14 protein-coding genes are annotated in these 12,689 nt (G+C 70.5%); 9 read left to right on the top strand and 5 right to left on the bottom strand.

Going from position 1 to position 12,689, the window contains the following annotated elements; all coding sequences use genetic code 11:
• Position 1 precedes the first annotated feature (1 nt).
• Both GB932_RS09240 and lexA read right to left on the bottom strand, forming a co-directional pair.
• On the bottom strand, positions 2 to 1,987 hold the full coding sequence (locus GB932_RS09240) for an alpha/beta hydrolase family protein (protein ID WP_156760410.1): 1,986 nt from the start codon (positions 1,985 to 1,987) through the stop codon (positions 2 to 4).
• 113 nt (positions 1,988 to 2,100) lie between these two features.
• Positions 2,101 to 2,784: a transcriptional repressor LexA gene (gene lexA / locus GB932_RS09235; RefSeq protein WP_156760409.1), complete on the bottom strand. Its 684-nt coding sequence runs from the start codon at positions 2,782 to 2,784 to the stop codon at positions 2,101 to 2,103.
• Between the two features lie 199 nt (positions 2,785 to 2,983).
• Here lexA and GB932_RS09230 point away from each other — a divergent pair, with 199 nt between their 5' ends.
• The 6 genes from GB932_RS09230 to GB932_RS09205 all read left to right on the top strand — a co-directional run bounded on the left by GB932_RS09230 (position 2,984) and on the right by GB932_RS09205 (position 7,405).
• Positions 2,984 to 3,355: a LysM peptidoglycan-binding domain-containing protein gene (locus GB932_RS09230; RefSeq protein ID WP_156760408.1), complete on the top strand. Its 372-nt coding sequence runs from the start codon at positions 2,984 to 2,986 to the stop codon at positions 3,353 to 3,355.
• Positions 3,356 to 3,384: 29 nt separating this feature from the next.
• Positions 3,385 to 4,467, top strand: coding sequence for a histidinol-phosphate transaminase (locus GB932_RS09225; RefSeq protein ID WP_156760407.1), 1,083 nt, complete (start codon positions 3,385 to 3,387; stop codon positions 4,465 to 4,467).
• Between the two features lie 26 nt (positions 4,468 to 4,493).
• On the top strand, positions 4,494 to 5,099 hold the full coding sequence (gene hisB / locus GB932_RS09220; protein WP_156760406.1) for an imidazoleglycerol-phosphate dehydratase HisB: 606 nt from the start codon (positions 4,494 to 4,496) through the stop codon (positions 5,097 to 5,099).
• Positions 5,099 to 5,740 (top strand): imidazole glycerol phosphate synthase subunit HisH, encoded by a 642-nt coding sequence (gene hisH, locus GB932_RS09215; RefSeq protein WP_156760405.1) that lies wholly within the window; start codon positions 5,099 to 5,101, stop codon positions 5,738 to 5,740. Before hisB ends, hisH begins: the two co-directional genes overlap by 1 nt.
• Before the next feature lie 104 nt (positions 5,741 to 5,844).
• Positions 5,845 to 6,591, top strand: a complete 747-nt coding sequence (gene priA / locus GB932_RS09210) for a bifunctional 1-(5-phosphoribosyl)-5-((5-phosphoribosylamino)methylideneamino)imidazole-4-carboxamide isomerase/phosphoribosylanthranilate isomerase PriA (protein WP_156760404.1) — start codon at positions 5,845 to 5,847, stop codon at positions 6,589 to 6,591.
• Entirely contained in the window at positions 6,575 to 7,405 is an 831-nt protein-coding gene (locus GB932_RS09205) for an SseB family protein (protein ID WP_156760403.1), read from the top strand. The genes priA and GB932_RS09205 overlap by 17 nt, the downstream gene beginning before the upstream one ends.
• A gap of 42 nt (positions 7,406 to 7,447) precedes the next feature.
• Here the strand turns inward: GB932_RS09205 and GB932_RS09200 are convergent, their stop codons facing one another.
• Positions 7,448 to 8,620, bottom strand: coding sequence for an endo-1,4-beta-xylanase (locus GB932_RS09200; protein WP_156760402.1), 1,173 nt, complete (start codon positions 8,618 to 8,620; stop codon positions 7,448 to 7,450).
• A 167-nt stretch (positions 8,621 to 8,787) separates the two neighbouring features.
• Complete coding sequence (locus GB932_RS09195) at positions 8,788 to 9,210, bottom strand: DUF1844 domain-containing protein (RefSeq protein WP_156760401.1); 423 nt, start codon at positions 9,208 to 9,210, stop codon at positions 8,788 to 8,790.
• A 277-nt stretch (positions 9,211 to 9,487) separates the two neighbouring features.
• Between GB932_RS09195 and infC the strand changes: the two genes are divergently transcribed.
• The 3 genes from infC (at position 9,488) to rplT (ending at position 10,789) form a co-directional block, all read left to right on the top strand.
• The gene (infC, locus tag GB932_RS09190; protein ID WP_156760400.1) at positions 9,488 to 10,093 is read left to right on the top strand and encodes a translation initiation factor IF-3; all 606 of its coding nucleotides are present in this window, start codon (positions 9,488 to 9,490) and stop codon (positions 10,091 to 10,093) included.
• An 86-nt stretch (positions 10,094 to 10,179) separates the two neighbouring features.
• Positions 10,180 to 10,374 carry a 50S ribosomal protein L35 gene (gene rpmI / locus GB932_RS09185; RefSeq protein ID WP_110590365.1) on the top strand — a complete coding sequence of 65 codons (195 nt, stop codon included), beginning with the start codon at positions 10,180 to 10,182 and terminating at the stop codon, positions 10,372 to 10,374.
• A 31-nt stretch (positions 10,375 to 10,405) separates the two neighbouring features.
• The gene (gene rplT / locus GB932_RS09180) at positions 10,406 to 10,789 is read left to right on the top strand and encodes a 50S ribosomal protein L20 (RefSeq protein WP_156760399.1); all 384 of its coding nucleotides are present in this window, start codon (positions 10,406 to 10,408) and stop codon (positions 10,787 to 10,789) included.
• A 66-nt stretch (positions 10,790 to 10,855) separates the two neighbouring features.
• Here the strand turns inward: rplT and GB932_RS09175 are convergent, their stop codons facing one another.
• A complete protein-coding gene (locus GB932_RS09175) occupies positions 10,856 to 12,682 on the bottom strand; it encodes an SLC13 family permease (RefSeq protein ID WP_156760398.1) in 1,827 nt (608 codons plus the stop codon).
• Positions 12,683 to 12,689 lie beyond the last annotated feature (7 nt).

Below are 12,689 nucleotides of genomic sequence, written 5' to 3'. Positions count from 1 at the left end.
GTCAGTCGAGACGAAGCGGGTCGGCCCCGGGCGGGTCGAAGCCGAGCACCCGGCCGAGGAACGCGAGCTCGCTCGCGAAGCAGCGCACGATCGTGTCGGCCTGGCGGAACCCGTGGCTCTCGCCCTCGAACAGCAGGTACGCATGGGGCACGCCGTTGGCGGCGAGCGCGTCGCGCAGGGCCTCGGACTGCGACGGCGGCACGACGGGATCCTCGGATCCCTGCAGGATCAGCAGCGGCGTCGTGAGGCTCTCGGGGCGCGACAGGGGAGATCGCTCGATGTAGTCGGACTCGGCCTCGGGGAGCGGCCCCACGAGGCCGTCCAGGTAGCGCGCCTCGAAGTCGTGCGTCTCGGCGAGCAGCATCCGCAGGTCCGCGACGCCGTACCGGCTGATGCCCGCCGCGAACACATCGGTGTCGGCGATGGCGCACAGCACCGTCCAGCCGCCGGCGGATCCGCCCTTGATCGCGAGCCGTGCGGGGTCGGCGAGGCCCGCATCGACGAGCCCGCGCGCGGCCGCAGCGACGTCCTGGACGTCCGCGATGCCCCACCCGCCGGCGAGGCGCTCGCGGTAGGCGCGGCCGTATCCGGAGGAACCGCCGTAGTTGACGTCGAGCACGCCGATGCCGCGGCTCGTGAAGAAGGCGGCGTTCTGCGACAGGTCGCCCGTCACGTGCCCCGTCGGCCCGCCGTGCACGAGCACGACGACGGGCGGCAGCTCGTCGTCCGGTCCGGTGAAGTCAGGACTCGACGGGGGGAAGAAGAACGCGTGCACGGGGCCCAGCGGTCCGGGGAACGTCATCGGCACCGCGGCGCCGTGGGCGGCCGAGGTCGGATCCGCTTCGCCGCCACGGAGCGCCCGGAGCGAGCGGGCCGAGACGTCGAGCTCCCACAGGCCGCCGGGCACTGTCGCGCCGGCCCCGGTGAGGAGCACCCGCCGCCCGCGCACGTCCTGCACCTGCACATCGCCCGTGAGCGGCGTCTCGAGCTCCGTCACGCTGCCCGAGACGGGATCGACGAGCACGAGGCGGGAGCGGCCGTCGGCGACGACCGCGACGACGTTGCCGTCGTCGAGGGAGGCGAACCAGCGCGATCCGAGGCTCCAGAGGGGGCCGCCCGTGTCGCCGTCGACGAGGTACACGGGCGACGGCGATGCGTGCGCGAGGTCGTCGTCGAAGCGGATGAGGAAGAGGTTCCAGCGTGCGCCGCGGGCCGGATCGGCCCGCGTGATGACGGTCGGCGGGTCCTGCGTGAACAGCAGATCGTCGTCGCCCGTCCACTCGGGCTGCAGGGCCGCGACGTTCTCGCCGCCCGCCGCGCCGCGCCCGCCCGCGACGCGCACCCAGTCGGAGACCGTGCCGTCGTCGGCGAGCGCGCCGACGCGCAGCTCCGCCGCATCCCACGGCATGTCGGGGTGATCCCACGCGATCCACGCGATCCGGCCGGCGCGGGGTGCGGGGAAGGCGAGGAAGTCGCTGCCGCCCACGACGACGGTCACCGCGTCCGGGTCCGTCGCGCCGGAGCCGGAGGTGGGGATCCGCACGATCTCGCGCCGCGGCGTCTGCCGGGGGGCCTCGTGCGTCTCGCGCACGGCCCAGAGCGCGCCCTCCGCCCAGACGAGATCGCCGTGGGCGAGCCGGGTGTCGTGGGGCGTCAGCGGGGTCGGATCCGCGCCGGGACGAGACGCGTACACGCGCTGATCGGCCTGGTTCACGAAGGCGAAGCGCTCGCCCTCGAGCATCGTCCACGCGCCGCCGCCGTACTCGTGCACGCGCGAGCGCGCGCTCCACGGGGCAGGCAGCACGGGCTCGGCATGGCCGGTGCGCAGCACGGCCGTGCGCCCCTTCTCGGCCGGCACCGACTCGGCCCACCACACCTCGTCGCCGACGTAGCGGGCGCGGCCGAGGCGGAGCGAACCCGTGGGCATGTCCTCGGGGCGGATCGGCGACGGCCAGGTGCCGTAGGGGAGCGGCTGAGGCTGCGACATGTCCTCCACGCTATGGCACGGCGACGCGTGTGCGCACCCGCGTCGACGCGCCGTCGCGTCTCGTCCCGCACCGAAGGGTCTCGGCGCGCCGTGCGTGCCGCGCTGCGATCGCGTCAGACCGCGCGCATGACCGCGACGACGCGCCCGAGCACGACGGCCTCGTCGCCGACGATCGGCTCGAACGCCGAGTTGCGCGGCAGCAGCCACACGTGCCCGTCGCGCCGGCGGAAGGTCTTGACCGTGGCCTCGCCGTCGAGCATGGCCGCGACGATCTCGCCGTTCTCGGCCGTGCTCTGCGCGCGGATCACGACCCAGTCGCCGTCGCAGATCGCCGCGTCGATCATCGAGTCGCCCGACACCTTCAGCATGAACAGGTCGCCGCCGCCGACGAGCTGGCGGGGGAGAGGGAAGATCTCCTCAACCTGCTGCTCGGCGGTGATCGGCGTGCCCGCGGCGATGCGACCGACGAGCGGCACCATCGCGGCATCTCCCACGGCCGGCGCGGAGTCGGCGGGGTTCTCGGTCGATGTGCCGGGCAGGTCGACGAGCACCTCCATCGCGCGCGTCTTGCCGGGGTCGCGCCGGAGGTAGCCGCTGAGTTCGAGCTGGCCGAGCTGGTGGGTGACGCTCGAGAGCGACTTGAGGCCGACGGCGTCGCCGATCTCGCGCATGCTCGGCGGGTAGCCGTTCACCTGGATCGAGCGCTGGATCACCTCGAGGATCGCGAGCTGCTTCTCGCTGAGGTTCTTGCGGCGGCGCGCCCGTGGGCCCGGCTGCGTCTTCTCTTCGGCGCTCATCCGCTGCTCCTCTTCGAATGTCAGTGGTCGCTGATGGGGTGGTCTTCGTCACGAGGAACGCTACCTGAGACGGTGCGATCTTCGGGATGTTTGTTCGAGTGTGTCGTCGAATCGGCCCCCGGGATCTTCGAAGACGGGGTTGACTTCTTCGAACATTCGAAGATAAGTTCGGTACATCGATACGAGAGAAGGTCTCCAGATGAGCACGGTCACCCTCGCGGCCCCCGCCACGCACATCCCGACCATGCGCACGCGTCTGCGCATCACGCGCCGCGGTCGTCGCGTTCTCGCCTCGCTCGCGGCCGTCCCCGTCGTCGCGGCGCTCGGCATCGCGATCCTCGGCGGCGGCTCCGCGCTCGGCTCCGACGAGCAGGGTGCGCCCGCGGGCACGTTCGCGAGCCTCACGGTCATGCCGGGCGACTCGCTCTGGACGATCGCGCAGCAGGTCGCCCCGCAGTCCGATCCGCGCGATGTCGTCGCCGAGATCGTCTCCCTCAACCAGCTGCAGAGCTCGCTCGTCGCGGCCGGTCAGACGATCTCGCTTCCCGCCGAGTACTCCGAAGGGCGCTGACGGCGGTCGGCGGCCGTAGCATTGTCACCGTGACGGCGACACTCGACGACCTCCCCCTCAGAGACGACCTGCGCGGGCAGAAGCCCTACGGCGCGCCCCAGGCGTCCCTTCCCATCGCGCTCAACGTCAACGAGAATACGCATCCGATCCCTCCCGAGGTCGCCGACGACATCGCGGAATCCGTCGCGAAGAGCATCGCGGGCCTCAACCGCTACCCGGACCGCGAGTTCACCGAGCTGCGCGAGGCGTTCGCATCGTATCTCGGCCACGGGCTCGCCCCCGAGCAGATCTGGGCGGCGAACGGGTCCAACGAGGTGCTGCAGCACCTCCTGCAGGCTTTCGCCGGCCCCGGCCGCACGGCCTTCGGCTTCGCCCCGACCTACTCGATGTACTCGCTGCTCGTGCGCGGTGTCGGCTCGGAGTGGATCGCGGGCACGCGGGGCCCGCGATTCGAGATCGAGCCCGACGACGCCGCGCGGCAGGTGCGCGAGGCCGATCCCGATGTGGTCTTCCTCTGCGCGCCGAACAACCCCACGGGCACGCCGCTGCCCATCGAGGTGGTCGAGCGCGTCTACGAGGCGAGTCGCGGCATCGTGATCGTGGACGAGGCCTACTTCGAGTTCGCGCCGGACGACGCGACATCGGCGATCACGCTCCTGCCCGGCCGAGAGCGTCTCGTCGTGTCGCGCACGATGAGCAAGGCGTTCGCCTTCGCGGGCGCCCGCGTCGGCTACCTCGCGGCAGACCCGGCGGTCATCGACGCGCTGCGCCTCGTGCGGCTGCCGTACCACCTCAGCGCCGTCACGCAGGCGGCCGCGACGGCCGCACTGCGGCACAGCGAGGCGATGCTGCGCACGGTCGACGACATCATCGCCCAGCGCGACCGCATCTCGGCCACGCTCGAGGCCCTGGGCTACGATCCGTACCCCTCGTGGAGCAACTTCGTGCTGTTCGGCGGCGTCGACGACCCGCACGACACGTGGCGCCGTCTCTACGACCGCGGCGTGCTCGTCCGCGACGTGGGCATCCCGGGCCACCTGCGGGTCTCGGCCGGCACGGCCGACGAGACGACCGCCTTCCTCGACGCGCTCGCGAGCATCCGCGACGCGTGAGGTGCCGGGGCGAATAGGATCGAGGCATGACGAATGCCCGCACCGCGAGCCGCACACGCACCACGAGCGAGTCGTCGATCGAGCTCGAGCTCGACCTCGACGGAACCGGACAGAGCAGCATCGACACCTCTGTGCCGTTCTTCGACCACATGCTCACGGCGTTCGCGAAGCACTCGCTGACCGATCTGCGCGTGAAGGCGACGGGCGACACCCACATCGACGTGCACCACACGGTGGAGGACACGGCGATCGTGCTCGGCGAGGCGATCCGCGAGGCGCTCGGTGACAAGGCCGGCATCTCGCGATACGGCGATGCGCTCGTGCCTCTCGACGAGGCGCTCGCGCAGGCGGTCGTCGACATCTCGGGCCGACCCTTCCTCGTCCACATGGGCGAGCCGGCGGGCTTCGAGATGCACCTCATCGGCGGCCACTTCACGGGATCGATGGTGCGACACACATTCGAGGCGATCGCGTTCCACGCGGGGCTGACGATGCACGTGCGTGTGCTCGGCGGCCGCGATCCGCACCACATCGCCGAGGCCGAGTACAAGGCTCTCGCGCGTGCCTTCCGTCAGGCGAAGGCGCTCGACCCGCTCGTGCACGGGATCCCGTCGACCAAGGGCGCCCTCTGATGGCGGGAGCCCCGATCGTCGCCGTCCTCGACTACGGCTCGGGCAACGTCCACTCGGCCGTCAAGGCCCTCGAGGAGGCGGGCGCCGATGTGCGCCTCACACGCGATCGCGGCCTCGTCGCCGACGCCGACGGCCTCCTCGTCCCCGGGGTGGGGGCGTTCAGCGCCGTCATGCAGCAGCTGAACGCGATCCGCGGCGGCGAGCTCATCGGGCGCCGCCTCGCCGGCGGCCGCCCCGTGCTCGGCATCTGCGTCGGCATGCAGGTGCTGTTCGAGCGCGGCATCGAACGGGGCGTCGACACCGAGGGGCTCGCCGAGTGGCCCGGCGTCGTGTCGCGGCTCGAGGCGCCCGTCGTCCCGCACATGGGGTGGAGCACCGTCGAGGCGGGCGAGGGCTCGCGCCTGTTCGCGGGCCTCGAGGACGAGCGCTTCTACTTCGTGCACTCCTACGCCGCGCAGTCGTGGGAGCTCGACGTCGAGCCGCCGTTCCCCGAGCCCGCCCTCACGTGGGCGACGCACGGCTCGAGGTTCCTCGCGGCCGTCGAGAACGGCCCCCTGGCCGCCACGCAGTTCCATCCCGAGAAGTCGGGAGAGGCGGGCATCGCCCTGCTGCGCAACTGGCTCGGCACGCTGCGCGACTGATCCGCGCGGCCGCGTGTTGCGCGCCGATTGGATCCTGCGCGCAGACAGGTCTAACGTTGACGCTTGTGCGTCACGCGGGAGGGTCCCGCGGCCATCGAGGAGAGATGAACGATTTCGCGTCCACACCAGGACTGATTCTTCTTCCCGCCGTCGACGTCGCGGGCGGCAAGGCCGTGCGACTGACCCAGGGCGAGGCCGGATCCGAGACGAACTACGGCGACCCCTTCGAGGCGGCGGAGCAGTGGCGCGATCAGGGGGCCGAATGGCTGCACCTGGTCGACCTCGACGCGGCCTTCGGGCGCGGCAGCAACACGCCGATCCTGCGCAAGGTCATCAAGCACATGAAGGGCGTGAATGTCGAGATCTCGGGCGGGATCCGCGACGACGCGTCGCTCGAAGCGGCGCTCGCATCGGGTGCCGAGCGCGTCAACCTCGGCACGGCGGCCCTCGAGAACCCCGACTGGACCGAGGCGGTCATCGCGCGCTACGGCGAGGCGATCGCCGTCGGCCTCGACGTGCGCGGCACGACGCTCGCGGCGCGCGGCTGGACGAAGGACGGCGGTGACCTCTGGGAGGTCCTCGACCGGCTCGAGCGCGCGAACTGCCCCCGCTACGTCGTGACCGATGTGACGAAGGACGGCACGCTCAAGGGCCCGAACATCGACCTCCTGCGTCAGATGACCGAGCACACCGACAAGCCGGTCGTGGCGTCGGGCGGCATCTCGAACCTCGACGACATCGCTGCGCTCCGCGACCTCGTCGCGGACGGCGTCGAGGGCGCGATCGTGGGCAAGGCGCTGTACTCGGGCGCGTTCACGCTCGCCGAGGCGCTGGATGTCGCTGCCGTCTGATCCGGACGACGGGGGAGCGGACGCCGCTCTCCCGGACCACCTCGCGCATCTCGCGGGGAACGCGGTCGACTCGGCGGGACAGCCCTGGCAGGGGCGTGCGTTCCAGCCCAACCCGGCGGCGGGCGATGACGGATCCGCTGATCCGCGCCTATGGGATCAGCTGACGCGCTTCCGCGCGGGCGAGGGATCCGCCGAGGGCGTCGTCGATGCGCTGCGCGAGGCGCGCCTGCTCGTACCGCTGGTCGCCGAGAAGGGCGATGAGGGTGTCGGTCCGACGGGGCTCACGGTCGACAAGACGCAGGAGCTGTCGATCGTCACGGTGAAGGCGCCCGACGGGCGCACGGTTCTGCCGGTCTTCACCTGCACCGACACGATGCGCGCGTGGAACGGTCAGGCGCGGCCGATCCCCGTGGCGGGCACTCGGGCGGCTCTCGCCGCGGCGGGGGAGGACACCGACCTCGTCGTGGTGGATCCGACGAGCCCGACGGAGTTCGTCGTGCGTCGGCCGGCCGTGTGGGCGATCGCGCAATCGCAGCCATGGGTTCCGGCGCACCGAGCCCCCGAGGTCGCGCGCGCCTTCGCCGAGTCGATCGGATCCGAGCTGGCGGTCCACGACCTCCGCGTCTCGGACGGCGACCCCGAGGCGCGACTGCGCGGCCCCGAGGTCATCGTGACGCTCTCGCTCATGCAGGGCCTCGACAGGGCCGAGCTCGACACCGTGATGCAGCGCCTCGCGCGCCGCTGGTCGGCCGACGACCGCATCGCGGTGCTCGTCGACTCGATGACGGTCGCGCTCGAGGCGAGCGCGGACTGACGCGCGCCGGGACACCGTCGGGTGTCCCGGCGCGCGTATGGCTCAGGCCGCGCGGCAGCCCGCGTAGGCCGGGTGGTGCGCCGCGCGCGCCTCGCCGCCCGGCTGGGCGCTCAGGAGCGTCGTCTGCAGGACGCAGTACGCCGACTTGCGCTCGAGGTCCTCAGTCCACGGCGTCGCCGAGCCCTGCCCCTCGAAGGTGTTCGGCACCCACGAGTAGAGGTCGGATGCGCCCCAGAGGGTGAACGATCCGCAGCTGGACTCCTCGAGGCACGAGGTCAGGACGAACTCGAAGAACTCGTTCTGGTCGGCGACCTGCTCCGGTGTCGGCTCGGCGCCGTCCGCGATCTCCATGCGCACGTCGAGCTCGGTGATCGCGGTCTCGAGGCCGAGCGCGCCGAATCGGGCGAGGTTCTCCGGAAGCGTCGGGTCGTAGCCGTACATCGTGCCGAGGTGCGACTGCAGCCCCATGCCGTCGACGGGCACGCCATCGGCGAGGAGGTCCTGGATCAGGGCGTAGTAGGCATCGGCCTTCGGGTTGAGGCCCTCGACGTTGTAGTCATTGAAGAACAGCACGGCCTCCGGGTCGGCCTCGTGGGCCCAGCGGAAGGCGTCGGCGATGATCTCGGGGCCGAGCTCGCGGATCCAGATGTTCTCCTCGGTCCGCAGGTTCCCCGCGTCGTCGAAGATCTCGTTCGCGACCTCCCAATGGGCGACGCGTCCGGCGTACCGACCGACGACCGTCGAGATGTGCTCGTGCAGGATCTCGCGCAGCTCTGCGTCCGAGTAGTCGCCGTCCTCGAGCCAGGCGGGGTTCTGGCTGTGCCAGAACAGCGTGTGCCCGCGCACGATCTGGCCGTTCTCCTCGGCGAAGTCGACGATCGCGTCGGCGTCGTCGAACGCGAACTCGTCGCGTGACGGGCGCAGGTGATCCCACTTCATCTGGTTCTCGGGCGTGAGCGACGTGAACTCCGCCGCGAGCAGGTCGCGGTAGGGCTCGTCGGAGGTGAAGGGATCGGGATAGTCGGCGGCGCCGTGGTGGCCGCCGCCGGCGGCCGCGCCGCCGATGCGGAGACCATCGGGGGCGACGGCGGCGAGCGTGTCCTTCGCCGCGAGGCCGGGGGCGTGCGCCGGGGGAGCGGCGAGGGCGGGTGATCCCGCAAGCAGCGCGAAGGCGGTGGCTCCGCCGACGAGCATGCTGATGGTCCGTGTGCGCATGGTCAACCTTTCGTGTGCCGACGACCGCGTCGGCGTGGTGTTCGGGTCAAGGAATCCGCGGTGAATCCTTATGTTGCGTTGGCCAACAAACGCAATGTATAACGTTATCGGACGCAGGGCAAGAAGGGGGTCGACGCCACCGGCGCCGACCCCCTGACCGTCTCCCGTCAGATGACGGGGCCCGTGTACTTCTCGCCCGGGCCCTTCCCCGGTGCGTCGGGGATCGTCGAGATCTCGCGGAAGCGCAGCTGCAGCGAGCGCAGCCCATCGCGGATCGGGCGAGCGTGCATGTCGCTGATCTCGGGCGCCGCCGCGGTCACCAGTCCCGCCAGCGCGTTGATCAGCTTGCGCGCCTCGTCGAGGTCGAGGAGGTCGGCGGCGGCGGGCTCCTCGCCCAGGCCGAGCTTGACGGCCGCCGCGCTCATGAGGTGCACGCACGACGTCGCGATGACCTCGACGGCGGCGACATCGGCGATGTCGCGCGCCGCCTCTGTGGCGGCCGACGCGCTCGCCTGCTCCTCCCAACGGGCCAGGCGTTCGGCGTCGAAGGAGTGGGTGTGCGTGGCCTGATCGCCGCGAGTGGTGCTCATGAACTGCTCTCTGGTAGACTGCTCCGGGCTCCGGATCTTTTTCCGGACGAAAGAGGATCTTCATCCCACCCGCGCTTGCCGCTCCAGGCTACCGGGTCATTTGACACTCCGTCCGCCGCGAGGCGGATCGGGGCGGCGCGAACCGGCGTCGCTCTCAGGGTGGATGGTGTGCGCGAACCTTCACGCGTCGCACGGGTGGATGCTGATCTCTCTCCCGCCCGTGGCGCGATCCTCGCATCATGGTGGCTCATCGACTACCGCACACTAGGAGTTCCGCATCAGCGATCCCCGCATCAACGAGCGCATTCGCGTTCCCGAGGTCCGTCTCATCGGACCGGGTGGCGAACAGATCGGCGTCGTCCGCAGCGAGGTGGCGCTCCGCCTCGCGCAGGAGGCCGACCTCGACCTCGTCGAGGTGGCTCCCGAGTCGCGTCCTCCCGTGGCCAAGATCATGGACTACGGGAAGTTCAAGTACGAGACTGCGCAGAAGGCCAAGGAAGCACGCCGCAACCAGGCCAACACGGTCCTCAAGGAAGTCCGCTTCCGCCTGAAGATCGACCAGCACGACTACGACACCAAGCGCAAGCGCGCCGAGGGATTCCTCAAGGCCGGCGACAAGGTCAAGGCCATGATCCTGTTCCGCGGCCGTGAGCAGCAGCGCCCTGAGATGGGCGTGCGCCTCCTGATGAAGTTCGCCGAGGAGGTCGCCGAGCTCGGATCCGTCGAGTCGCGGCCGAAGATCGACGGACGCAACATGGTCATGATCATCGCGCCCGCGAAGAACAAGTCCGAGGCGAAGGCCGAGCAGAACGCTCAGCGCGCGGCCAACAAGAAGGCCGCCCGCGACGCGAAGCACGCCGGCAAGGCTCCCACGGGCGAGTAGTCACACCCCGAATGTCTTCCCGTCGCGAGGCGGGCAGCACCCACGTCGCCCGCCACGGGCGCACACGTCAAGGAAAGTCACGAACAATGCCGAAGCAGAAGACCCACTCGGGCGCCAAGAAGCGCTTCAAGATCACCGGCAGCGGCAAGCTCAAGAAGCAGCAGTCGGGCATGCGTCACAACCTCGAGCACATGTCCACGCGCCGCAAGCGTCGTCTGAACCAGGACCAGCTGGTCTCGGGCAACGACGTCAAGACGGTCAAGAAGCTCCTCGGTCGCTGAGCGACCCGCAATCGGTTAAGGAAACTCACTCATGGCAAGAGTCAAGCGCGCAGTCAACGCGCACAAGAAGCGTCGCGTCATCCTCGAGCGCGCCTCCGGCTACCGGGGCCAGCGTTCGCGTCTGTACCGCAAGGCGAAGGAGCAGGTCACCCACTCGCTCGTCTACGCGTACCGCGACCGCCGCAAGCGCAAGGGCGACTTCCGCCGCCTGTGGATCCAGCGCATCAACGCCGGCGCCCGCGCCAACGGCCTCACCTACAACCGCTTCATCCAGGGCCTGAACCTGGCTGGCGTGCAGGTAGACCGTCGCATGCTCGCGGAGCTCGCCGTCAACGACGCGTCCACGTTCGCGAAGCTCGTCGAGGTCGCCAAGGGCGCGCTGCCCGGCGACGTCAACGCCGCGAAGGCCGCGTAAGCACGCGCATCCTCCGAATGAGGGGCACCCCGCACGGGGTGCCCCTCATTCGCGTTCCGGGACGGGTCACCGGATCCACATCCACCAGATCGCGACGGACGTCACGACCGCGAGGATCGCGTTCAGCGGCGCCCCGACGCGGGCGAAGTCGGTGAATCGGTAGACGCCGGTGCCGAAGATCATCGCGTTCGTCTGGTACCCGACGGGGGACAGGAAGCTCGTCGACGCCGCGAACATCACGGTCACGGCGAGCGCGATCAGGGGGATCCCGAGACCGGTCGACAGCGCGATCGCGACCGGGATGAGGATCACGACCGACGCGTTGTTGCTGACGACCTCGGTCAGCAGCGTCGTCACGACGTACAGCGCGATGAGCACGACGAGCGGGTGCCACCCCGAGGCGAGGTGCGCGAGGCCATCGCCGATCCACGCCGCCGTGCCCGACTTCGTCATCGCGATGCCGAGCGGGATGACGCCCGCGAGCATGAAGATGATGTCCCACGGCACGCCGCTCGTGACGTCCTCCGTCGTCACGCAGCCCGTCGCCGCCATCACGACGACCCCGATGAGCGCCGTCACGACGATGGGCAGGGGCGTGAGCGCCGCCGCGAGCACGACGCCGAGCATGATGAGGCCCACGAGCCACATGCGCCGTCGGTCGTACTCGTCCTCGAACTCGCTCAGCAGCACGAGGTCGGGGTGGCGGCGCAGTCGCGGCATCTCGTCCTCCGACGAGCTGAGCAGCACGATCTCGCCGACCGAGAGCCGCTCCTCGGCGAGCCGCGCGGCCCGCAGGCCCGTCCTCTCGATCCCGACGAGGCGGGCGCGGAAGCGCCTCGCGAAGCCGGTCGTGCCGGCGCGCTGACCGTCGAAGAACCACCGATTGCGGAGGATCGCGCGCACGAGCAGCCCTTCGCCGGCGGGGATCCGCCCGCCGCCGTTCATATCGGTCGCCACGTCGACGTCGTCGTGCGCGATCGCATCGGCGACCTGCCGCATCGTGCCGCGCGTGACGAGCACGTCGCCGGCCGCGAGCGGGGCGTCCTCGTCGATCTCGTCGCCGTCGCGGATCACGCGCAGCAGCGTCACGCCGATCGTCGTCGTGAGGGTCGTGGATCCCGCGTCCTCGCCGATCCACTCGCTGCCCGCGGGGATCCGCATCTCGACGACGAACTCCTCGGCGTCGTCGGGCCCCGCGTCCGTCGCCGAGCCGCTCACCCCCTGATCGGGGAGCAGCAGGCGGCCCACCGTGAGCAGATACGCCATCCCGACGACGAGCACGAGCAGTCCGATGGGCGCGAACTCGAACAGCCCCATCTGGCGCCTGAACTCGGGGCTCGCCGCGAGGATCGACGTCCCGAGGATGCTCGTCGACGTGCCGATGACGGTGAGCATCCCGCCGAGCATGCCGACGAAGCTCAGCGGCATCAGCACCTTGGAGGCGTTCACGCCGATCGATCGGCTGATCTCGAGCACGAAGGGGATCGCGACGGCGACGGCGGCGGTGTTGTTGATGAAGCCGGACACGATGCCGACGAGGCCCGTGACGAGGAGCATGAGGCGGATCTCGGAGGTGCCGATGATCGGCAGCAGACGCCGACCCGCGACGTGCAGGAGGCCAGAGCGCTGGATCCCCGCCGAGAGGATGAACATCGCGAGCACCGTCACGGTGGCGGGGCTCGACAGCCCCGACAGGCCCTCTTCCACGGTCGGGAAGGCGGCGGCGAGGTCGACAGGCAGCTCGCGGATCCCGGGGATCCCGGCGAGGAAGGGGATCACGACGACGGTCACGAGGATCCCGAGCGCCGTGACGTAGAGTGGCAGCTTCTGCGTCGCGAACAGGACGAGGGCCGCGGCGACGATGGCGAGCACGATGCCCATCTCGATGGTCATGCTCCGC

Origin of the sequence: Microbacterium karelineae (assembly GCF_009745985.1) — a bacterium.
Taxonomy (GTDB): domain Bacteria; phylum Actinomycetota; class Actinomycetes; order Actinomycetales; family Microbacteriaceae; genus Microbacterium; species Microbacterium karelineae.
The sequence above is the reverse complement of the archived record's forward strand: the minus strand, read 5'-3'. Positions and strand labels throughout refer to the sequence as shown.